The organism is Rhizobium sp. LCM 4573 (assembly GCF_001854865.1).
Lineage (GTDB): Bacteria > Pseudomonadota > Alphaproteobacteria > Rhizobiales > Rhizobiaceae > Neorhizobium.
Map to the genome: position 1 here is coordinate 169,250 of NZ_MDDW01000001.1, position 22,432 is coordinate 191,681.

Annotated in this window: 20 protein-coding genes; 8 read left to right on the plus strand and 12 right to left on the minus strand. The window is 60.8% G+C overall.

The annotated features are described in order from the left end of the window. Positions 1–157: 157 nt before the first annotated feature. The gene (locus tag LCM4573_RS00870; RefSeq protein WP_116285266.1) at positions 158–397 is read left to right on the plus strand and encodes a DUF2798 domain-containing protein; all 240 of its coding nucleotides are present in this window, start codon (positions 158–160) and stop codon (positions 395–397) included. 75 nt (positions 398–472) lie between these two features. On the opposite strand, the gene rpoD is transcribed toward LCM4573_RS00870, so the two are convergent. The 4 genes from rpoD to LCM4573_RS00890 form a co-directional block, all read right to left on the minus strand. Then, the gene (gene rpoD, locus LCM4573_RS00875) at positions 473–2,533 is read right to left on the minus strand and encodes an RNA polymerase sigma factor RpoD (RefSeq protein ID WP_071003971.1); all 2,061 of its coding nucleotides are present in this window, start codon (positions 2,531–2,533) and stop codon (positions 473–475) included. 402 nt (positions 2,534–2,935) lie between these two features. Next, a complete protein-coding gene (locus LCM4573_RS00880) occupies positions 2,936–3,283 on the minus strand; it encodes a GFA family protein (RefSeq protein ID WP_071003972.1) in 348 nt (115 codons plus the stop codon). A gap of 76 nt (positions 3,284–3,359) precedes the next feature. Further along, on the minus strand, positions 3,360–5,354 hold the full coding sequence (gene dnaG, locus LCM4573_RS00885) for a DNA primase (protein ID WP_071003973.1): 1,995 nt from the start codon (positions 5,352–5,354) through the stop codon (positions 3,360–3,362). 400 nt (positions 5,355–5,754) lie between these two features. Then, the gene (locus LCM4573_RS00890) at positions 5,755–6,204 is read right to left on the minus strand and encodes a GatB/YqeY domain-containing protein (protein ID WP_198539681.1); all 450 of its coding nucleotides are present in this window, start codon (positions 6,202–6,204) and stop codon (positions 5,755–5,757) included. Between the two features lie 327 nt (positions 6,205–6,531). Between LCM4573_RS00890 and carA the strand changes: the two genes are divergently transcribed. After that, positions 6,532–7,755, plus strand: a complete 1,224-nt coding sequence (carA, locus tag LCM4573_RS00895) for a glutamine-hydrolyzing carbamoyl-phosphate synthase small subunit (RefSeq protein ID WP_071003975.1) — start codon at positions 6,532–6,534, stop codon at positions 7,753–7,755. Positions 7,756–7,851: 96 nt separating this feature from the next. After that, positions 7,852–8,202, plus strand: a complete 351-nt coding sequence (locus LCM4573_RS00900; protein WP_071003976.1) for an antibiotic biosynthesis monooxygenase — start codon at positions 7,852–7,854, stop codon at positions 8,200–8,202. A 36-nt stretch (positions 8,203–8,238) separates the two neighbouring features. Here the strand turns inward: LCM4573_RS00900 and LCM4573_RS00905 are convergent, their stop codons facing one another. Together LCM4573_RS00905 and LCM4573_RS00910 are read right to left on the minus strand one after the other, a co-directional pair. Continuing rightward, the gene (locus LCM4573_RS00905) at positions 8,239–9,633 is read right to left on the minus strand and encodes an MATE family efflux transporter (protein ID WP_071003977.1); all 1,395 of its coding nucleotides are present in this window, start codon (positions 9,631–9,633) and stop codon (positions 8,239–8,241) included. 147 nt (positions 9,634–9,780) lie between these two features. Then, on the minus strand, positions 9,781–11,013 hold the full coding sequence (locus LCM4573_RS00910; protein WP_071003978.1) for a TCR/Tet family MFS transporter: 1,233 nt from the start codon (positions 11,011–11,013) through the stop codon (positions 9,781–9,783). Positions 11,014–11,296: 283 nt separating this feature from the next. Between LCM4573_RS00910 and LCM4573_RS00915 the strand changes: the two genes are divergently transcribed. After that, positions 11,297–11,776 (plus strand): DUF2938 domain-containing protein, encoded by a 480-nt coding sequence (locus LCM4573_RS00915; protein WP_071003979.1) that lies wholly within the window; start codon positions 11,297–11,299, stop codon positions 11,774–11,776. On the opposite strand, the gene LCM4573_RS00920 is transcribed toward LCM4573_RS00915, so the two are convergent. Continuing rightward, the gene (locus LCM4573_RS00920) at positions 11,777–12,103 is read right to left on the minus strand and encodes a helix-turn-helix transcriptional regulator (protein ID WP_071003980.1); all 327 of its coding nucleotides are present in this window, start codon (positions 12,101–12,103) and stop codon (positions 11,777–11,779) included. Positions 12,104–12,150: 47 nt separating this feature from the next. Between LCM4573_RS00920 and LCM4573_RS00925 the strand changes: the two genes are divergently transcribed. Further along, positions 12,151–12,633 (plus strand): SRPBCC family protein, encoded by a 483-nt coding sequence (locus LCM4573_RS00925; RefSeq protein ID WP_071003981.1) that lies wholly within the window; start codon positions 12,151–12,153, stop codon positions 12,631–12,633. A gap of 48 nt (positions 12,634–12,681) precedes the next feature. On the opposite strand, the gene LCM4573_RS00930 is transcribed toward LCM4573_RS00925, so the two are convergent. The 4 genes from LCM4573_RS00930 to LCM4573_RS00945 form a co-directional block, all read right to left on the minus strand. Then, complete coding sequence (locus LCM4573_RS00930) at positions 12,682–13,590, minus strand: neutral zinc metallopeptidase (RefSeq protein ID WP_071003982.1); 909 nt, start codon at positions 13,588–13,590, stop codon at positions 12,682–12,684. Positions 13,591–13,688: 98 nt separating this feature from the next. Beyond that, positions 13,689–14,900: an MFS transporter gene (locus tag LCM4573_RS00935; protein ID WP_083347264.1), complete on the minus strand. Its 1,212-nt coding sequence runs from the start codon at positions 14,898–14,900 to the stop codon at positions 13,689–13,691. 138 nt (positions 14,901–15,038) lie between these two features. Continuing rightward, on the minus strand, positions 15,039–16,163 hold the full coding sequence (locus LCM4573_RS00940; RefSeq protein ID WP_274534839.1) for an acyltransferase: 1,125 nt from the start codon (positions 16,161–16,163) through the stop codon (positions 15,039–15,041). A gap of 95 nt (positions 16,164–16,258) precedes the next feature. Further along, a complete protein-coding gene (locus LCM4573_RS00945) occupies positions 16,259–16,819 on the minus strand; it encodes a DUF2306 domain-containing protein (protein ID WP_083347265.1) in 561 nt (186 codons plus the stop codon). Between the two features lie 180 nt (positions 16,820–16,999). Between LCM4573_RS00945 and LCM4573_RS28900 the strand changes: the two genes are divergently transcribed. Both LCM4573_RS28900 and LCM4573_RS28905 read left to right on the plus strand, forming a co-directional pair. After that, positions 17,000–17,371 carry a hypothetical protein gene (locus tag LCM4573_RS28900; protein WP_407071702.1) on the plus strand — a complete coding sequence of 124 codons (372 nt, stop codon included), beginning with the start codon at positions 17,000–17,002 and terminating at the stop codon, positions 17,369–17,371. An 83-nt stretch (positions 17,372–17,454) separates the two neighbouring features. Next, a complete protein-coding gene (locus LCM4573_RS28905; protein ID WP_407071703.1) occupies positions 17,455–17,661 on the plus strand; it encodes a LytTR family DNA-binding domain-containing protein in 207 nt (68 codons plus the stop codon). 15 nt (positions 17,662–17,676) lie between these two features. On the opposite strand, the gene LCM4573_RS00955 is transcribed toward LCM4573_RS28905, so the two are convergent. Then, positions 17,677–18,399, minus strand: a complete 723-nt coding sequence (locus tag LCM4573_RS00955; RefSeq protein ID WP_071005083.1) for a DUF1868 domain-containing protein — start codon at positions 18,397–18,399, stop codon at positions 17,677–17,679. Between the two features lie 287 nt (positions 18,400–18,686). On the opposite strand from LCM4573_RS00955, the gene carB reads away from it, so the two are divergent. Beyond that, positions 18,687–22,175, plus strand: coding sequence for a carbamoyl-phosphate synthase large subunit (gene carB, locus LCM4573_RS00960; protein ID WP_071003983.1), 3,489 nt, complete (start codon positions 18,687–18,689; stop codon positions 22,173–22,175). Positions 22,176–22,432: the final 257 nt, after the last annotated feature.

The window sequence follows — 22,432 nt, forward strand, 5'->3', positions numbered from 1 at the left end:
CGGCTGCTTTCGAGTATGGAAACTCCGCCGGTTTCGCCGGCCGTAAGCGTCTAACGTGAGGCAACGCATCCCAACCTCCGGATCGTCGGGAACGGCGTCTGCATGGATGCGAAATGCTTGCCCCGCGACCGACGATCCCTTCAGGAAAGACTTGAATATGAAGCTTACGCGACTGCCCGCACGTTATGCGGCTGTTCTGATGCCCCTGGTTCTCTCGATCCTCATGACCTTCGTGGTTTCAGGCGTTGCCACCGTGAAGAATCTCGGCCTCGAGGACCAATTCGTTCCCAACTGGATGTCCGCCTGGGCGCTCTCCTGGGTCATTGCCTTTCCGACCCTGCTTGCCGCCCTGCCGGTCACGCGCCGGATCGTCCGGGCACTGGTGCAGCCCGCTTAACTCACCGGCGGAAGACAAGAAAAAGCCCGGCCTGATTTCGCAGGCCGGGCTTTTCGTTTTTAAGTGGCTGTTCGCTTAGCTATCCAGGAAGCTGCGCAGCTTGCGGCTGCGGCTCGGATGCTTCAGCTTGCGCAGCGCCTTCGCCTCGATCTGACGAATACGCTCGCGGGTAACCGAGAACTGCTGGCCGACTTCTTCCAGCGTATGGTCGGTATTCATGCCGATGCCGAAGCGCATGCGCAGCACGCGCTCCTCGCGCGGCGTGAGCGAAGCCAAAACGCGAGTGGTCGTCTCGCGCAGGTTCGCCTGGATGGCCGCGTCGATCGGCAGGAGCGCGTTCTTGTCCTCGATGAAATCGCCGAGATGCGAATCTTCCTCGTCGCCCACCGGGGTTTCGAGCGAGATCGGCTCCTTGGCGATCTTCAGCACCTTGCGCACCTTCTCGAGCGGCATGGCAAGCTTTTCCGCCAGTTCTTCCGGCGTCGGCTCGCGGCCGATCTCGTGCAGCATCTGGCGCGATGTGCGGACGATCTTGTTGATCGTCTCGATCATGTGCACCGGAATGCGGATCGTGCGGGCCTGGTCGGCGATCGATCGCGTGATCGCCTGCCTGATCCACCATGTCGCATAGGTCGAGAACTTGTAACCGCGACGGTATTCGAACTTGTCGACCGCCTTCATGAGGCCGATATTGCCTTCCTGGATAAGATCCAGGAATTGCAGGCCGCGGTTCGTGTACTTCTTCGCGATGGAGATGACGAGACGCAGATTTGCCTCGACCATTTCCTTCTTGGCGATACGTGCCTCGCGCTCGCCCTTCTGCACCATCGAAACGATGCGGCGGAACTCGGCAATAGATATGCCGGTTTCCGTGGCGAGGTTCTGGATCTCCTGGCGGATTTCCCGGATCGTGTTGTTCTCGGCGCGCGCGAATTCCTTCCACCCGCGGGCGGAAAGATTGGCGATCGACTTCATCCAGTTCGGATCCAGTTCCGCGCCCTGATACTGTTCCAGGAAGCTGTCGCGGCTGACACCGTAGGATTCGGCAAGCCGCAGCAACCGCCCTTCGTTCTGCATCAGGCGCTTGGAGATGTCGTAGAGCTGCTCGACGAGCGAGTCGATGCGGTTCTGGTTGAGCGACAGCGACTTCACCGCCGTGATGAGCTGATCCTTCAGCTCCTTGTAGCGGCGCTCCTGGCCCGAAGAGAGCGTGCCGGTGCAGGAGAGGCGCGCCTCCACCTGCTGGTCCTGCAGCTTGCGCAGCTTCTTGTAGGTATCGGCGATGAAGTCGAGCGTCTGCATGACCTGCGGACGCAGCTCCGCCTCCATCGCGGCAAGAGAAAGGTTCGACTCGTCATCGTCCTCCTCTTCCTCTTCGATGGGCATGGCTTCGCCGCCGACGGCCGTGATGTCGTCGTCATTGGCAGCCGCCATACGTGCCTTGCGGGCCTTTTCCTTCTCTTCCGCGGCCTTGCGGTCGGCCTCGATCTTTTCCGGGCTCTGGAATTGCGGCGCAGCCTTGGCCTCCGGACCGGAGTAGGTGGTCTCGAGGTCGATGATCTCGCGCAGCAGCGTCGTGCCTTCGTTCAGCTCATCACGCCAGATGATCAGCGCCTGGAAGGTCAGCGGGCTCTCACAGAGGCCCGCGATCATGGTTTCGCGGCCGGCCTCGATGCGCTTTGCGATCGCGATTTCGCCCTCGCGGGAGAGCAGCTCCACCGAACCCATTTCGCGCAGATACATGCGCACCGGATCGTCGGTCCGATCGGTCGGCTCTTTCTTCTTGGCAGTTGCCAGCGCGGTGCCCGCGGTCGGGGCAAGCTCGCCGCCCTCGCTCTCGCTGTCGCCGTCGTCGCTGTCTTCCTCGTCGCCGCCGGTAGCGTCTTCCGCTTCCTCGTCTTCGACGACGTTGATGCCCATATCCGAGAGCATCGCCATCGTGTCCTCGATCTGCTCGGAAGTGACTTCTTCCGAGGGCAGGACCGAATTCAGCTCGTCCATTGTCACATAGCCGCGCTTCTTGGCGACCTTGATCATCTTCTTGACTGCGTCGTCAGAAAGATCGAGAAGCGGACCATCCTGCGTGCCTTCGCGCTCGGTTTCTGCTTCTTCGTTTTCTTTGACTTTTGTTGCCATGTATTTCGCCACTTTCCCTGAACCCACTTCGCCGCGGTCCGTGGTCGCCGGCTCAAGGCGACACTCTCGCCTTCACCGCGAATCACTGCTCAACACGTAACGGAATGACCTTTAACTACCAATTACCACGCAGGCGGTCGCTCTATCGCAAGACCGTCCGTCCGTGACAATCGGACACGTTGGTGTGCTTGACCCACTCCGCCTTTTCTGCCTGAAATGGTGATTCCCACAAATTAACGTTCCGTCAAGCTTTTCCACGGGCTTTGCCCACGAAAAGTGGAAAAAGCTACCTACGCCGGCTTTTGGGGTACACTCATCAACTGCCGGATATGTAGGCGCAAGCGCCGGAAAGACAAGGGTTCGCACCCGCACAATGACTGCCGCACCGCATTTCGGCGGGTATCAGCGGCTCGCGCCGTCGTATTGGGTGATCTCCAGCGCCGCCAGATCGATCTCCGGCACGCAGCGCAGGTTGATGGCCGACATTTCCGTGCCGTCGGGCGCGCTCGCCTCGCTGAAGGGAGCAATTCCGCAATTGGCACAGAAATAATGTGCGATGATGTGCTTGTTGAACCGGTAGCTGGAAAGATTTTCGCGCGGCGTCGTGAGTTCGAACTGGTTGCGCGGCACGAAGGYCAGCAGCGCGCCCTTCCTCCTGCAGATGGAACAGTTGCACTCCATCGCCTTGTCGAACTCGCCTTCCGCCTCGAAGGCGATATTGCCGCAATGGCAACTACCGGAAACACGCATCTGGTTCCTCCCTTGTTTCAGCGGCATTTTATTGCGGGCGAGCCGTGGGACAAGGTGCAAGGAAAAAGAAAGCGGCTTAGCCGTGGCTGACCGCCGCGCCCTTCACCCGGCCGGAAAGCACGCCGAAACCATCGATGATGGCCTCCTGGTTTTCCATCCGCAGGATTTCGAGCTGCACTTCCGAAAGCGCTCTCAAAAGCGGCTCGATCTCCTCGGCATCGCCCGCCTCGGTCGCTTCCGCTATTTCGCGTTCGAGCTCGATCTTCTGGAAACGCAGGGCCTTGGTCCGCTTGTGAAGCGAAAGCGCCTGGCGGTACCCCTCCCGGGCATCCTCGGGCGCGGCTTCCTGCGTCGCCGTCCAGAGCCGCGCATTGCGCACCTGTTGCTCCAGCATCTTCAAAAGCTCGCCGAATCCCTCGCCGGAAAGCCGCTCCACCAGATGATCGCGGGAAATGCTGCCTCCGGCCTGGGCGGCAGCCGGCAGCACCGCCGACCAGAAGCGCTGCAGGTCGCGGTTTTCGAAATCGATCGCGGCGATCTCGTCATAATCCTCCAGTAGAAGCTGCGGATGATTGACGACGGTGAGCGCCAGCACGCTTTCCCTCAGCGCCGGGAGATCGCGATAGCCGCGCACCAGACCCGAGCGGGCGAGCCGATCGGAAATACCGACCGCCCGTCCGGAAGTCTGCGCACCGCGCCCGGCAAAACCGTCTCCGCCCTGCCGTCCGCCCCGCGGGAAGGCCCGGCCACGGTCATTGCCGCGCGGCGCCGGCGCGAAGAACGCATTCAGCCGTTCGCGGATATCCTGCTGGTAATGGCGGCGCACATTCTCGTCGGCGATCACCGAAACCACCTGCTTCAGCCGCGCCTCAAGCTCGGCGCGCTTTTCCGGCGTGTCGAAACTGCTTCCCGCCGCCTCCCTTTGCCAGATCATGTCGGCAAGAGGACGCGCCTCCGCCATGACCTTGTCGAAGGGCKAGCGGCCTTCGTGGCGAACCAGATCGTCCGGGTCCTTGCCATCCGGCAGAAGGGCAAAACGCACGGAACGGCCCGGTTTCAGGAAAGGCAGGGCGAGATCGGCAGCACGGTTCGCAGCCCGAAGGCCCGCACCGTCTCCGTCGAAGCAGAGAACCGGCTGCGGCGTCATGCGCCAGAGGAGTTCGAGCTGGTTCTCGGTGAGCGCCGTGCCAAGCGGCGCGACCGCATTCTCGATGCCGGCCTGATGAAGCGCGATAACGTCCATATAGCCTTCGACGGCGATAATCGTGCCACCCTCACCTTTTCCGGGGCCGCCCTGCGCTGCACGCCGGGCGCGGGTGAAATTGTAAAGCACCTGCCCCTTGTGGAAGAGTTCCGTCTCGTTGGAGTTCAGGTATTTGGCGGGAGCATCCGGCGACATGGCGCGGCCGCCGAAGGCGATCACCTTTTCCCGTGCCGAAAGGATCGGGAACATGATGCGGTCCCGGAACCGGTCATAGGAAACCGAGATCCCTTCCCCATGCACCACAAGCCCGCAAGCCTCGATCTGCTCCTTTGCAACGCCCTTGCCGGCGAGAAATTCCTTGAGCGCGTTGCGGCTTTCCGGGGCATAACCCAGCCGGAAAGTCTCGATCGTTCGCGCCGTCAGGCCGCGATCACGCAGATAGGCGCGGGCCTTGGCGCCAATGGCGCTTTGCAATTGATCCTGGAAAAAGCGGGTCGCCGTCTCCATGACATCGAGCAGCGACATGCGCTCTTTTTCGCGCTTCTCGGCCTGCGGGTCCGGCTGCGGCATGGCGATACCGGCCATGTCCGCGATCTGCTGCACTGCTTCCGGAAAGTTCAAGCCTTCGAGTTCGGTGAGAAAACGGAAGTGATCGCCCGAAACGCCGCAGCCGAAGCAGTGATAGCGCCCCTTGCGGTCTTCGCAATGGAAGCTCGGGCTCTTTTCCCCATGGAACGGGCAGCAGGCCCAATAGTCACCGCGAGACACATTGGTCTTCTTGCGATCCCACGTGACTCGGCGGCCGACCACCGCCGAAATCGGCACGCGGTCGCGTATCTCGTCGAGAAAGCTGTTGGAAAAGCGCATATTCACCTCTGGGGCCGAATTCTCATATACGCGGCACGGGAGAGGAATGCCATCTTCAAGGCGGGCAGTTCCCGCTATTCACAGGCCCGGCCTCGCTTCGGCGCTTCGTTCCTACGCGGACTTTCGGCAAATTTACGGCAGGAAAGCCATTGCGAACATTATCTTTTTGTAATTTGAAAGTCCGCTTTTCCCGAGCTTAGCTTGCTTGCGAAGAGAAGCGCCGAGCTGCCACCGCCCGCTTTAAGCGAACGCCCTTGCTCTTCATGAGGGTGGGCGTCCGCATCCGCCAGCCCAACTGCAGCCGGCGGTAAGTCCGCTGTCAGCCGGCGCTACTGAAGAGCAGAAGGCAGGAACCCGCGAGGATTCCTGCCTTCATTCGTTCGGCCTTAGTTCACGAAGATTACTTCAGCATGTCCTTGACGACACCCGAAGCCTTGGCGAAATCCATCTGGCCCGGATATTTTTCCTTGAGCGCATTCATGCACTTGCCCATGTCGCGTAGGCCATGGGCGCCGGTCTCGGAAATGACGGACTGGCAGAGCTCGCGCACTTTATCTTCCGAAAGCTGCTCGGGCATGAAGCTCTTGATGATCTCGGTTTCCTCGCGCTCCTGTGCGGCAAGCTCGGCGCGGCCGGCATCCTCGTAGATCTTGGCCGACTCTTCGCGCTGCTTCACCATCTTCTGGAGGATCTGCAGGATATCCTCGTCGCTGACCGGGTCCTTGCCCAAGCCTCGATTGGCGATATCGCGATCCTTGATGGCCGTCTGGATCAGCCGCACGGTCGAAAGCCGGCGGGCATCCTTTGCCTTCATTGCATCCTTGAGCGCATTGGAGAATTTGTCGCGCATCATTGTCTTTCAGCTCCTTGGGAAAGCCACCCGCAGGTCTGTGAATTGTGGCTTTTCCTTGTCATTCACGCCGTTGTCTTAGATCAGCAAGGGGAACCGATCAATTCACTTTCGCCAAGCCCTTGATTCCGATGAGGCAAAATCCCATCGGATTCTTCCGGCCGCGAGATTGACCGCCTCGCCCGCTTTGTCTATTTTCCGGCACCTGCACGAGATTTAGATTTCAGGGCTTGCGCCGGAGTTTTCCGCGCGCCCTTTCCTGCGACCATAAATGGCCCCTTAAGCCCGCTTCTTCAAGTGGCGGGCCGATCGGGCAGAAGGATAGACATGACCGCGACCCCTGGCACACCGGGCACCTCCCCCTGGACCACCAACAAGCCCACCGCCCTGCTCGTCCTTGCCGACGGCACCGTCATCGAAGGAACCGGGATCGGCGCGACGGGCAAGGTGCCGGCGGAAGTCGTCTTCAACACGGCGCTCACCGGATACCAGGAAATCCTGACCGACCCTTCCTATCTGGGCCAGATCGTCACCTTCACTTTTCCGCATATTGGCAATATCGGCACCAATGACGAGGACATCGAAGACCTGACGCCCGCCGCGCGGCGCGGCGCGGTCGGCGTGATCTTCAAGGCCGATATCACCGACCCGTCCAACTATCGCGCCGGCAAGCACCTCGACGCCTGGCTGAAGTCGCGCGGCATCATCGGCCTTTCCGGCATCGATACTCGGGCGCTCACCGCCTGGATCCGCGAAAAGGGCGCGCCGAACGCGGTGATCGCGCACGACCCGAACGGCGTGTTCGATATCGAGGCGCTGAAGGCCGAAGCCAAGGCCTGGAGCGGCCTCGAAGGCCTCGACCTCGCCAAGGAAGCGACCTCCGGCCAATCCTCCCAATGGACGCAGAAGCCCTGGGTCTGGAACGAAGGCTATGACGAACTCAAGCCGGAAGACGCCAAATACCACATCGTCTGCGTCGACTACGGCGTGAAGCGTAATATCCTGCGCCTCTTTACCGGCCTCGACTGCAAGGTGACGGTGGTCCCGGCGCAAACGTCTGCCGAAGACATCCTGGCGCTGAAACCGGACGGCATCTTCCTCTCGAACGGCCCCGGAGATCCGGCAGCCACCGGCGAATACGCCGTTCCCGTCATCCGGGAAATCGTCAAGACCGATATCCCGACCTTCGGCATCTGCCTCGGCCACCAGATGCTCGGCCTCGCACTCGGGGCGAAGACCGAGAAGATGCATCAGGGCCATCATGGCGCAAACCACCCCGTCAAGGATCACACGACCGGCAAGGTGGAGATCGTCTCGATGAACCATGGCTTCGCGGTCGACTCCAAGTCCCTACCGGAAGGCGTTGAAGAGACTCACATTTCGCTCTTCGACGGCACGAATTGCGGCCTGCGTGTCGCCGGCAAGCCGGTCTTCTCCGTGCAGCATCATCCGGAAGCTTCCCCCGGCCCGCAGGACAGCCACTATCTCTTCCGCCGTTTCATCAACATGGTGCGCGAGAAAAAGGGAGATCCGGCGCTGGCCGAGCGTTGATCCTGCTGCCGCGGATTTTTTCCGCACAGCCTATTGACCTTAACCTTACTTGAGGTCGCACAAATGCCCCTGTTCAATCGAGCAGGGGTTTTTCATATGAGCAATGCACAAGAGGCACGTGTCGTCCGGGTCAACAGTTTCTCGGTACCGAACGATGCACGCGACGAATTCATGAGGCTTGTCGAAAGGACGCATGAGGTCATTCGCAAGCAGCCGGGCTACATCGACGATCTCATTCTGGAACGGAATTCCGGTCCCGGCCCGTTCAACCTCATCACCATTCTCCAGTTCGAAAATGAGAACGTTCTTCAGCCGGTCATCGCGGCAGTCGCAAGATCGGATGCGGAAGCAGGCATCGACCGGCAGGCCTTGAGCAGACGTCTCGGTGTCGAATCCATGATCGGCTTCTATACGCCCGTCGCCGCAGCCGAACTCCTCGCGGCCTGACCCGCCGGAACTGCTGGTATTTTAGGCCCGCTGATATCAGTGGGCCGCTTTGCTTTCCTTCTGCACCAGGATGTAGAAGCGTCCGCATAGGAATACGGCAGCCGCGGCAAGGCCGGTCACGAAGCCGAACCAGACGCCCTCCCCCCGGAAGCCGAGCGGAAAGCCGAACAGCCAGGCGCAACTGAAGCCGATCGGCCAATAGGCGATGAGCGCCAGGATCATCGGAATGCGCGTATCCTTCAGCCCACGCAGCAGGCCCGCACCAACCGCCTGCAATCCGTCCACCAACTGGAAGACGCCGGCGATGACGATCAGCGGCACCGCCATGGTAAGCACCTGTGCCGCATCGCCCCGGCTGATATCGAGAAACAGGCCTCCCAGCAGCCGGGGAGCTATTGTGAAGAGAAGGCTGCCGGCCGCGGTGAAGCAGACGCTGACAGCGAGCACCGCCACCGCCGCGCGCTTGACGCCGAGCATATCCTCACGGCCATAGGCAAGCCCCACGCGCACGGTGGCAACCTGGGCGAGCCCCAGCGGAATCATGAACGCGATAGAGGCAAGCTGCAGCGCAATCCCGTGAGCCGCCAGTTCCAGCTTGCCGAAAAGTCCCATGAGAAGGGAGGCTGCGGAAAACAGGCTGGTCTCGGCAAGGATCGTGAAGCTGATCGGCAGTCCGAGGCTGACGACTTCACGAAATGCCGCCCAGTCGGCGCGCCAGAAGCGCACGAATATCGTATAGGCTCGCGTGACCGGCTGGGTCTGGACGTAGAAGAACATGATCAGACTGCCGACAATGTTCGCGCTAAGCGAGGCGAGCGCTGCCCCCAGCATTCCGAGCGCCGGCAGCCCGAAATGGCCGAAGATCAGGGCATAGGCGACCGCGCCGTTCACGAGGAACATGGCGATCGTCACGTACAGTATGATGCGCCCGCGCTCCAGCCCGCCGAGAAAGCTGCGCACCGTCATGACGAAAAGCGCCGGGAACATGCCCCATTGCATGACGCGCAGATAGCCTTGTGCGATCGCTGCCACCTCCGGATCCTGCCCAAGCCTTACGAGAATACTGCCGGAAAACCAGAGGATCGGTGCGGTAAGCAGTCCGTAGAAGAGGACGACCCATATGCCCATGCGCACGCAGCGCCTGACCGAGACGGAATCGCCGCGGCCGAGCGCCTGGGCGACCATCGGYACCACCGCACTGGAAAAACCCGTGCCGAAGATGAACACGAGGAAGAACATCTGGCTCGCGAGCACGACGGACGCAAGTTCGGTCGTACCCAGCCAGCCGACGAAAATGATATCCGTCGTGTGGATCGCCATCTGGGCCAATTGCGCCCCCATGAAGGGAATGCCGAGCGCGAAAGTGGCCCGCATGTGCGAACCCCAGGAATTGTCGGCAGACGCAGAAAGGCTCGGAGCCAGAGTAGACATCGGACTTCCATTCCAGAACGAAAAAAGCCGCTTCCAGGCGTTGGCGAGCGGCGGGTACCGAAATCTATAGGAAAGCCCTCGACCGGGAGCAAGCCTCGACACCCATCAAGCAAAATTTTTGGGCACCAGTTCAACAAAACTGATTAATCAAGCTGCAGCTACCGCCTCTTTTGACGAAATTTTGCTCGCAAAGACGATGATTGCCACCAGCATGAAGAAGGCAGCCACAATGTAGGGCGCGCCGGCGAACTCCATCAACGCACGGGCTCCGGTGAAGTTGCTGAAGACTTGGGTGAAGATCAGGGGCCCGATGATCGTCGTCAGGCTTGTTAGGCTGGTCATGGCCCCCTGCAGCTCGCCCTGCGCCGAGGGCGGAACCTTGGCGGCGGCGATGCTGCGCAGTGCCGGGTCCGCGATGTTCTCGATGGTCGTGCCCAGGATCACGGCATAGACAATCCATCCCTCCCAGGCGAGCCCATAGCCGGTCAAGCCGATGCAGGAGAAGGAAAGCCCCAGCACCGCCGTTCTCCATTCGCCAAGCACCGGCACGACCTTCGGCAGAACGAAGCCCATGACGACGGCGGCGCAAATGCCGAAGAGACCCAGCGAAAAGCCGATCTGTCCCTCGCTCCAGCCGTAGCGATAGGACGAAACGAAAGACCAGACCGATGGGTAGACGGCATGGGCAAGCCAATAAAGGAACATGACCAGCATCACCCAGCCGATGCCGGGGTAATGGCGCATCTGCCGAAGCGTTCCGAGCGGATTGGCCCGCTTCCATTCGAATTTGCGGCGATTGCCCCGCTCCAGTGTTTCGGGCAGCAGAAACCAGGCGGCGATGAAGTTGGCGAGCGATAAGAGCCCGGCGCCGAGGAAAGGCACGCGCGGTCCGAGTTCGCCGAGCAGGCCGCCGATGACCGGGCCTATCGTGAAGCCGACGCCGAAGGCGATGCCGATCAGGCCGAAATTCTTCGCTCGGTTCTCGTCATTGCTGATGTCCGCAATGTAGGCCGAACAAGTGGCGAAACTGCCGCCGGAGATGCCGGCCAGCACGCGGCCGACGAAGAGCATCCAGAAACTGGTGGCTGCAGCGCAGATCAGGTTGTCGAGTGCGAAGGTGAAGACGGACGCAAGCAGGATCGGCCGCCGGCCGAAACGGTCGCTCAGGTTACCGAGCAGCGGCGCGAACAGGAACTGCATGGCGGAATAGATGAGCAGCAGCCAGCCGCCGTCGACCGCAGCTGCGCTCACGTCGTCGCCTGTCAGCTCCTGCAGAAAAGCCGGCAGCACCGGCATGATGATCGCGATCCCGATCACGTCCAGGAACAGAATCATGAAAACGAGGAAAAGGCCGCGGCGAACGAATTTGGGATCGAGCATCGGAGGTCTCAATAAGTGGCTATGTTCTGCAAGGACGACCGCGTCGCCGGCTGGCCTAAATACCCGATGCGCCAAACCGAAACAATACGTGAACATCTCAAAGTTTTTGATGAATGGGTGCCGGCCTGATGGCCGGTCTTATCAGCTATCAGCCGTCGAAGTCCCGCTGCCCGGCAACCCGTTTGCGCAATGGACAGCGACAGAAAGGATGGCTGGAAGGGTCCTCGACAATCATCTCCATCCGGCTGTAGAACGGGATAATTCCTTCCTAGGGCAGCATCCCATGTTCGAACTTTTCTGGCGCGGCGTCGTGATCGGTATCGGCGCGACCGTATTGATGGATATCTGGGCGGTCGTCCTTCACCGCGTCTTCAACCAGCCGAAAGCGAACTGGGCGCCTGCGGGAAGATGGTTCTGGCATCTCGGGCGCGGCAAGGTGTTTCACGAGAACATCGCCGATGCCGAACCTTATGCCAACGAACTGGCGCTCGGATGGATCGGACATTACGCCGTCGGAATTTTGTACGGGCTGATCCTCGCCTTCATCGTTGGGCCGGCATGGTTTGCCGCGCCGAGTTTTTTGCCCGCCTGGATACTCGGTATCGTCACCATAGGCGCCGGCTGGTTTCTCATGCAACCCGGTCTCGGGCTCGGCTGGGCTGCATCCAGAACGCCCAATCCCAATAAGATCCGCCTCCTCAACTTCGTGGCACATACCGTGTTCGCCGCGGGGCTTTACGGCAGCGCCTTGCTGATCCGCTGATCAGTCGCCCTCGAGGTCCGATTTCAGCCGTCCGAGCAGCTCCACCGCGTGTGCAGCATAGGGACCGATCCACCTGTCGTGGATCGACTTGATCGGCAGCGGGTTGAGATGATTCCACCTTTCCCTGCCCTGGCGTTTCGCGATCACAAGATCCGCCTCTTCCAGCACCTTCAGGTGCTGCATCACCGTACAGCGGTCGATCTGCGAGAACCTAGCGCAGAGTTCGCCCGTCGTTTGCGGTCGATCTTTCAACTCATCCAGAATCTCCCTGCGAACGCGTGCGGCCAACGCCTTGAAAATTTTGTCGCTTTCGTCTTCTCTTGACATGTTATGTTTTTATAACATTATAAAGATGAGAACAAGGGAGAAGGACCATGGAACTGAAATTCAAGGTATCCAGCCGGGTTTCCAAACCGATCGAGGAGGTTTTCGAGGCTGTCGCTGATCCGAAAAAGCTATCCGGCTATTTCACGACCGGCGGCGCCAGCGCGCGGCTGGAGACCGGCACCACCGTCACCTGGGATTTCGCCGATTTTCCCGGCGCGTTTCCGGTTGAGGTCGTCGAGGTGGAAAAGAACAGGAAGATCGTGCTGCGCTGGGATGCTGCAGACGGCAATCCCGCCGAACAGGGGCAGGAAAACGTCGCGCCTGCCGATTACAAGACGACGATAACCATGACGTTCGAACCTCTGGACGGCAACCGCACGCTGGTGACGATTGCAGAGGAAGGTTGGCGGGAAACACCCGGCGGATTGGCGGCCTCCTACGGCAACTGCCAGGGCTGGTCGCAGATGCTCTGCGCGTTGAAGGCCTATGTGGAATACGGCATCAACCTTCGCGAAGGCATGTACAAATAAGCGGGCGGCGGGCCAAACGCCCGCCCCTTCACAAGCTGGCTTAGCCTTTCACATGCTGGCCGCGAAAGTATCACAGGCGTTGATATCGCCGGTGTCGAAACCGCGGCGGAACCATTCCATGCGCTGCGCCGATGTGCCGTGATTGAAGCTTTCGGGCACGACATAACCCTGCGTGCGCTTCTGCAGCGTATCGTCGCCGATCTGCTGGGCGGCGTTCAGCGCCTCTTCGAGGTCGCCGCGCTCGAGAATTCCCCTCTGCTCGGTGAACTTGGCCCAGACGCCGGCGAAGCAGTCCGCCTGCAGCTCCACACGCACGGACATGCGGTTGGCTTCCGTCTCGCTCATGCGCTGGCGCGCCTGGTTGAAGCGCGGCAGGATGCCGAGCAGGTTCTGAACATGGTGACCGACCTCATGGGCGATCACGTAGGCTTCGGCGAAATCGCCTGCCGCATCGAAGCGCTGCGAAAGCTCGCGGAAGAAGCTCGTGTCGAGATAGACCTTGCGGTCGCCCGGGCAATAGAACGGCCCGGATGCCGCCGAAGCGAAGCCGCAGGCCGAGCTCACCTGGCCAGAAAACAGCACCAGCGTCGGCTCCTGATATTGTTGTCCGTGTGCCTGGAAGATGCCGTTCCAGGTATCTTCCGTCTCGGCAAGCACGGTGYGCACGAAGGCCGTGCTCTCGTCATCCGCCGGCGTGCCGGTCGTCTGCTGCTGGGTGGAGCCGCCATTCGTGGAAAGTTCGCCGGTGAGCATCGTCAGCGGATTGATTCCCGCGATCCAGCAGACGATCAGAACGAGCACGATGCCGCCAATGCCGAGACCGCCTCCCCCGCGGCGCATCCCGCCACCGCCCGAGGGAAAGCGAAAGCCTCCACCGCGGCCGAAGGGACTGCCTCCCGGCGAGACACCGCGTCTATCCTCGATGTTGCTCGACTGGCGACGGCCTCTCCATTCCATTATCGCGCTCTCCTGTTCCGCTGCGGATAAGACAGGATCATATAACGCAACCACGGGCAAGGCGATCCTTGCCGTGTGGAAGCCGAAGAAGATTTCGCTCAGGCAACCCTCAGTGCGTTCTTGCCCGGAAGGAAGACTGTCAGCAGCCCCAGCGCCGGCAGGAAGGCGCAAAGGAGATAGACGAACGAGATGCCGTGCCGGTCGGCAAGCACGCCGAACAATGCCGCGGAGATTCCCGCCATGCCGAAGGCAAGACCGAAGAATATGCCGGCGATCATGCCCACCCGCCCCGGAACGAGTTCCTGCGCCATGACGACGATGGCCGGGAAGGACGAAGCCATGATGAGCCCGATGATCGCCGAAAGCACGATCGTCATCGGCAGATTGGCAAAGGGCATCGCCAGCGTGAACGGCAGCACGCCGAGGATGGAGACCCAGATCACCACCTTGGAGCCGAACCGGTCGCCGATCGGACCGCCGATGACGGTCCCGAGCGCCACTGCGCCAAGGAAGATGAAGAGCATCGTCTGGGATTGCTGAACCGTTACATTGAAACGCTCGATGACGAAGAAGGTGTAGTAGCTGCTGATGCTCGCCATGTAGGCATTCTTCGAGAAAGTGAGCAGCGTCAGCACGGTAAGCGCGATCACCACCGTTCGGCGCGGCAGGTTATGCGGCCGGACAGCCTTCTTGCGGCCGGCATTGGCAAGCATATGCGCCTTGTACCAGCGCGCCACCCGGCTGAGAATAAGCATGCCGAGCATGGCGGCGACGGAGAACCAGGCGACACTGCCCTGCCCCCGCGGCACCACAATGAAAGCAGCCAGCAAAGGTCCTATCGCCTGGCCGAAATTACCGCCCACCTGAAAGACCGATTGGGCAAAACCATAGCGCCCGCCGGCGGCAAGCCGCGCCACGCGCGAAGATTCCGGGTGAAAGATCGCCGAGCCGATACCGACCAGCGAGGCGGCGAAGACCAGCATGCCGTAAGTGTGGGCATTGGCGAGAATCAGCAGGCCGATAAATGTGGAGCCCATGCCTACCGGAAGAGAATAGGGAAAAGGCTTCTTGTCGGTCACGATGCCGATGACGGGCTGCAGCAGCGAAGCCGTGCACTGGAAAGCCAGCGTCAGGATGCCGATCTGCCAGAAATCCAGGCCGAAATCCGCCTTTAGCATCGGATAGATCGCCGAGATCATCGACTGCATGACATCGTTGAGCATATGGCAGAAGCTGACTGCCAGGATGATCGGCAACACGGTCACTTCGGCAGGGGCAGCCGCTACGGGTTTCATCGTTGCATCGGCCATGGTGTCTCCTCAGCGCAACCGCCATCTATGATGAGGCCGTTGCAGCACGTTGTTACGTGCCGCTCTTAATCCCGCCGGCCGCAGCTTGTCTATGACAGGAAACCGCCTATCGGTACGCTCCGCCTTTTCGCGACTGGATCAGGAGGCCGAGGGACTGGGCGCCGCAGCGATCCCGGACCGGCCCTTCCGGGTGAACAGGCGCGCGACGCGATTGAAGGGCTGCTCGATCACGACATAGGAAATCGAGGCGCCGAGGATGCAGGCGGCGACGATCAACACCATGCCGACGCCGGTAGTGGTTTCGCCGAGCGAGAGGCGCTTGATGACGAACCAGCCGAAGCCGACGACGAACATATGAGTGAGATAGAGCGAGTAGGAAATATCGCCGAGGCGCACCAGCAGGTGCATGAGGCCGACATCGCGAAGAAAGCCTTCACAGGCCAATGCCAGCGCCACCAGCGCAAGGGCGGCGATGACGAGCCAGATATAGCCGTGGAACCCTGCAAAATCCAAAAAATGCAGGCTGAACAGCATCCAGAGAGAGCCAAGGCTCGCCGCTGCCATGGCGAAAATGCCGAATGGCGAGATGTGGTCAAACATTCGCCGCTTCTCCGCCTCGGCCAACCAGAGCCCACCGATGAAGGCAAGCAGAGAGAAGTTGAGGTAAAAGGCGATTACGCCGGAATTCGGCTGAATGAAGGATGCGGCCATCGCCATCGTGCCTAGCAACCCGGTCAGAAGGACCGTTCTCCTGAGGGTGCTGGTCACCCAGAAGAAGGCCGCGAACAGGATATAGAAGAAGACCTCGTAGTTCAGCGACCAGCCGAGCTTCAGCAAGGGCCGCCAATCTGTCGGGTCCCCCGGTATCGCGGCCGGAATGAACAGCATCGAATAGACGAAGTAACCTATGTCGGGGGTGGTGTTCTTGAACAAGGATGGAAGAAACAGAGCGCAAAGGAAAGTCAGGATGGTGCAAGCCCAGTAGAGAGGCACCAGACGGAAGAAGCGGCGCACCAGAAAATCCGCCGGATCGAACCGGGCATCGGCAGAATGCCCGCTGCTGTTGATATGCGAGATGATGAAGCCGCTGATGGCAAAGAACACCACGACACCGAACAGCCCGAGCGTCAGGATGTCATCGTTCGGCGTAGCCTGCGGATGCTCGATGGTATGCGCTATCACAACCGATCCCGCCGCAAGGCCGCGCAGTATCTGAATGGAAAGCAACTTGCGCCGACCGGCAGGAATTGACGAAACGACCACGACAGCACCCTTTGAACCTTACCCGCTGCCGTTCTTTAGTCGTTCACGGTGTTTTTGTCGTCGCGATTATTCGAAGTTACTTAATAGGTAAAACTCTATCGATCATGCTCTTCCGCGAGGCCGCGGCTCAACTCGGCTTCCGTGCGCCGAAAGCCCCGATGCACGAAGAAAGCCCCGGCGGTGACGGCAAGAGCGAGGATGACGGCCAGACCGAGATTATCGGAAAAGATCACGTCATACATGATCCGGCCAGGCAGAAGGGTGAAAAGGCCCGCGCCGACGATGCCGCCGAGATACATGCCGAGCACGGTCATCCGGTGGCGGCGGATATCGTGGCGCCTTGCCGCCGCGACTGCCCGAAACGCTCCCCACAGCACGAAGATGGAAAGCAGGTGGATGGGACTGAAACCGTAGAACAGGTTCAGTTCATGGATGAAGAACGTCGAGATCGAGGTTACCACCATCAGCGCCATCCAGATCTTGCCGAGCAGGCGATGTACCGGCGTCCCCTTGCGGGCAGAAAGAATGTAGGCGCCGAGAATGGCCGCGGGCACAACCGTTGCGACGTGAAACTGGATGACCGGAGAGGCCTGAAGAAGCGGCTCCAGCGTCATGAGAATACGATCCGAATTGAACTCCACGGCTCTTTCGGCCATGAATGCCCCACCCTCAACCGAAAATGGCGCAACAAGYGGATAAACTTCGTGGATCGACCCCTTTTGCAATCCACGCTTCGTGAAATGCGGCTCTTCACCGCATCACCGCGCTTCTGACTGACCTTCGGCGCGATCGTTCTGCTCTTCGTCATAACCGGCCCTTACGGTACCTCGCAAACCATGAGGCCGGCCGAGCGCTTCGGATATTGGCTGAGCCTCCACGCCGTCACCTGGACGATCGCCATCACCTTCTCGGTTCTTGCGGAAATTCTGCTGCGGCGACGAATCACCAGCATGTTCTGGCGCATGATGACCGGTTCGGTCATAGCAGCCCTGCCGATCGGCCTCGCTCTAACGCTGCTCGATCTCGGCTTTCTCGGAACGGCATTCTCCTTCGCAGACATCCTGCGGCGGGCCGTCTTCGCCGTGCCTCTCTGTGCGCTCTTCTGTCTTCTGACCTTCCTCGCCATGCGGGAGAAGATCGTCCATCTCGAAGGCCCACCCCAGCACAGGCACAGCATTCCGCCGGCGCCCCGATTCTCGACCGGCTGAAACCGCGGAACCGCGGCGCTCTCGTAAGGCTTTCGGTTCAAGATCATTACACCGAGGTCGTCACCACGCATGGGAAGGAACTGGTGCTGCTTCGRTTTGCCGATGCGATCAGGGAGATCGGGGCGACAGCCGGCCTGCAGGTGCATCGCTCCCATTGGGTGGCGGATGCACAGGTGGAGAAGCTGAAGCGAGACAACGGCAAGCTTTTCGTGGTCACGAAGGACGGCTCGGAAATCCCCGTCAGCCGGACATTTCAATCCGCCGCCYGCGAACGCTATGCGGGACGCTGACTTATCCTTGTGCACCTAGGACCGGACATCAAAGACCTGCAGCACCTCGAAATGGTTCATGTCGGCGAACTCGCAGAATGCCGGCGGCCGTAATTCAAGGAATTCGACACTTTCACGGATGTCCTTGGCGGCTTCCGAAAGCATCGCCTCCCACGCCGGCAAGGCCGCGTCCTCGAACCGCTCGATCACATAGCTGAAAGTAATGTGGAATTCGTAGCTCTCATGATCGGGGTGCCTGTAGCCGAGTTTATCCGCGAGGCTGTTCCGCCAGTCCTTGAGCGCCTGTCTGTCCCCGCTCGTCAAGCCCTCCAGAACGAGCCCTGTCGGCAAGGCCCGCGCCACCTGCATGCGGAATTCCGGTCCACCGGCGAAATCGCGAAGGCGTTCACGGTAAATCGCGGTCATTTTGTCCACGGGGGTATCGAGTGCGATATCCTCGGGCCAGTAGGGCAAGCGCCGTCGGCCTTCAATAATCCCCTGAAACAGCGTCATGTGAAGGCTGCTTATTGGCGTGAAGGCAAGCTGTCCCGCCTCGGGCATCGTGAGATAGCGCTCGCGGGCCGCAATCAGGGCCCGCTCGGTTTCAGAACCGGGCACAAGATGGCAGACGACCGTATTTCCCGGTTCGGGAAGGAACCGCCCGTTCCTGTCGTAACGCGTTCCCAGATGAAACGGCGGCTCGGGCCTCCGGCTCTTTGCGAAGTTCAGCAGTTCGGACGCAACGATCGTATCGGCCAAGATGGACACTCCCCATTTTCGAGCGCGTTCTTAGCCTTCCCAAGGCACAGAAACGTGACACCGGACGGGGATAATCTCCTCGGAAAGGCGACCGCCGCAGGTCGCCGTCGCCAATAACTGGATTGCGAACGCAAATCCTGTCGATTTGGTGATTTATGGGGTTCCGTTTGCAGTCACATTTGCCTATAAGCCCCGTCTAGCCTGAAAAGACCTTGAGTTGCGCGACCCGACCGGTGACCTCCCACACCCGGCCGGCTTTTCGCGCAGAAAAAAGCGGAAAGACCATCATGCCGAAGCGCCAAGATATCAAATCGATCCTCATCATCGGCGCGGGGCCGATCGTCATCGGCCAGGCATGCGAGTTCGATTATTCCGGCACCCAGGCCTGCAAGGCGCTGAAGGAGGAAGGCTACCGGGTCATCCTGGTCAACTCCAACCCGGCCACCATCATGACCGATCCGGGCCTTGCCGACGCGACCTATGTGGAGCCCATCACCCCGGAGGTCGTTGCAAAGATCATCGCCAAGGAACGGCCGGATGCCCTGCTTCCGACCATGGGCGGCCAGACGGCGCTCAACACCGCCCTCTCCTTGAAGCGCATGGGCGTGCTCGACCGCTACAATGTCGAGATGATCGGCGCCAAGCCCGCCGCGATCGACAAGGCCGAAGACCGCGCGCTCTTCCGCGAAGCGATGGCCAAGATCGGCCTTGAAACGCCGAAATCGATGCTGGCCAACGCAACCGATATCAAGGATCAGGACCGTAAGGCCCATGAAGCCGAGCGCGCCAAGCTGCGCGAAAGCCTTGCCGGCGCCGATCTCGACAAGGCGCTCGACGCTCTCGAAAACCAGTGGAATCTCGGCGAAAGCGACCGCAAGCAGCGCTACATGGCGCACGCCATGGCGATTGCTGCCCAGGCGCTCGATCATGTCGGTCTGCCGGCCATCATCCGCCCCTCATTTACGCTCGGCGGCACCGGCGGCGGCATCGCCTACAATCGCTCGGAATTCTTCGAGATCGTTTCCAGCGGTCTCGACGCCTCCCCCACCACCGAAGTTCTGATCGAGGAGTCGGTACTCGGCTGGAAGGAATACGAGATGGAAGTGATCCGCGATAAGGCGGACAACTGCATCATCATCTGCTCCATCGAGAACATCGATCCGATGGGCGTCCATACGGGCGACTCGATCACCGTCGCACCGGCGCTGACGCTGACCGACAAGGAATACCAGATCATGCGCAACGGCTCGATCGCGGTGCTGCGTGAGATCGGGGTGGAAACCGGCGGCTCGAACGTACAGTTCGCCGTCAATCCCGCAGACGGCCGCCTCGTCGTCATCGAGATGAACCCGCGCGTTTCGCGCTCCTCGGCGCTTGCCTCCAAGGCCACCGGCTTCCCGATCGCCAAGGTCGCGGCTAAGCTCGCGATCGGCTACACGCTCGACGAACTCGAAAACGACATCACCGGCGGCGCGACCCCAGCCTCGTTCGAACCCTCGATCGACTATGTCGTGACGAAGATCCCGCGCTTCGCATTCGAGAAATTCCCCGGTGCCGAGCCGACGCTCACGACGGCCATGAAGTCGGTCGGCGAAGTCATGGCGATCGGCCGTACCTTCGCAGAATCGCTGCAAAAGGCGCTGCGAGGTCTCGAAACCGGCCTCACCGGTCTGGACGAGATCGAGATTCCTGGCCTGCAGGACGAGGAAAACTCCAAGAACGCCATTCGCGCCGCGATCGGCACCCCGACGCCGGACCGGCTGCGCATGGTCGTTCAGGCCCTGCGCCTGGGGCTCAGCGAGGCCGAAGTCCATGAGGCCTGCAAGATCGATCCTTGGTTCATCGCCCAGTTCAAGGCGATCGTCGACATGGAAGCGCGTATCCGCGAGCACGGCCTGCCGGCGGATGCCGAAAATCTTCGCATGCTGAAGGCCATGGGCTTCTCCGACGCCCGCCTTGCAAGCCTGACCGCCAAGCGGCCGAAGGAAGTGGCCGAACTTCGCAACAGCCTGAACRTCAGGCCCGTCTTCAAGCGCATCGATACCTGCGCGGCCGAGTTCGCCTCGCCGACCGCCTACATGTACTCCACCTATGAGACGCCATTCGTCGGCTCGCTCCGCTCCGAAGCACAGGTTTCCGAGCGCAAGAAGGTCGTCATCCTCGGCGGCGGCCCGAACCGTATCGGCCAGGGCATCGAGTTCGACTACTGCTGCTGCCACGCCGCCTTCGCACTGAAGGATGCGGGCTATGAAGCGATCATGATCAACTGTAACCCGGAAACGGTCTCTACCGACTACGACACCTCCGACCGTCTCTATTTCGAGCCGCTGACGGCCGAAGACGTGATCGAAATCCTGCGCGCCGAGCAGGAAAAGGGCGAAGTCGTGGGCGTCATCGTGCAGTTCGGCGGCCAGACCCCGCTGAAGCTCGCAGAAGCGCTCGAAAAGAACGGCATTCCGATCCTCGGCACCGCGCCGGACGCGATCGACCTCGCGGAAGACCGCGACCGGTTCCAGAAGCTGCTGATGAAGCTCGACCTCAACCAGCCGAACAACGGCATTGCCTATTCGGTGGAGCAAGCCCGTCTCGTGGCGGCCGAGATCGGCTTCCCGCTGGTCGTGCGCCCGTCCTACGTGCTCGGCGGCCGCGCCATGCAGATCATCCATTCGGAATCCATGTTGCAGACCTATCTGCTCGACACGGTTCCGGGCCTTGTGCCGGAAGACATCAAGCAGCGCTACCCGAACGACAAGACCGGCCAGATCAACACGCTGCTCGGCAAGAACCCGCTGCTCTTCGACAGCTATCTGACCAATGCCGTCGAAGTGGATGTGGACGCCCTTTGCGACGGCGAGAACGTCTTCGTCTCCGGTATCATGGAGCATATCGAGGAAGCCGGCATCCATTCAGGCGATAGCGCCTGCTCGCTGCCGGTTCGCTCGCTCTCCAAGGAGACCGTCGACGAGCTGGAGCGGCAGACCACGGCGCTCGCGAAGGCGCTGAACGTCGGCGGCCTGATGAACGTCCAGTATGCCATCAAGGACGGCACGATCTACGTTCTCGAAGTCAACCCGCGCGCCTCGCGCACCGTACCTTTCGTCGCAAAGACCATCGGCGCGCCGATCGCGAAGATCGCCGCCCGCGTCATGGCCGGTGAGAAGCTGGACGCGGCAATCGCCGCCTACGGACAGAAGCCGGATCCGCGCAACCTGAAGCACATTGCTGTCAAGGAAGCCGTCTTCCCCTTCGCCCGCTTCCCCGGCGTCGATACGCTGCTCGGGCCGGAGATGCGTTCAACCGGCGAGGTCATCGGTCTCGATACGGATTTTGCTCTGGCCTTCGCAAAGTCGCAGCTCGGCGCGGGCGTCGAACTGCCGCGTGACGGGACGGTCTTCGTTTCCGTTCGCGATGAGGACAAGGCCCGCGTTCTGCCGGCGATCCGTATCCTCAGCGAGATCGGTTTCAAGGTGCTGGCGACCGGCGGCACCCAGCGCTTCCTCGCCGAAAACGGCATCGAGGCGACCAAGATCAACAAGGTGCTGGAAGGCCGTCCGCATATTGAGGATGCGATCCGTAACCGCCAGGTTCAGCTCGTCATCAACACGACCGACGGCAACAAGGCGATCTCGGACTCAAAGTCGCTCCGCCGCGCCACGCTGATGCAGAAGGTGCCCTATTACACGACGATGGCGGGCGCCGAAGCCGCGGCACTTGCGATTAAGGCTCTGAAGGCCGGCAATCTCGAAGTTCGCCCGCTGCAAAGCTATTTCGGCTAAGCCGAACCTTGCCTGCATCGCAATGCGAAGGCCTCTTCCCTCACGGAAGAGGCCTTTTCATTTGAGGCCCTTCAGGATTTCTCGCGTGGCTAAAGGTTGGTCATAAATAGTCGCGGATCAGCCGCCACATCAGAAGCGCGGCGATGAAAACACCGGCCCACATCATCAACGATGTCAACACCGACACGATCAGATATCTCAGCCGCCTCGTCATTGGCGGAACCTCCAGAAACCATGCGCGCGGAATTTAGAAAGAC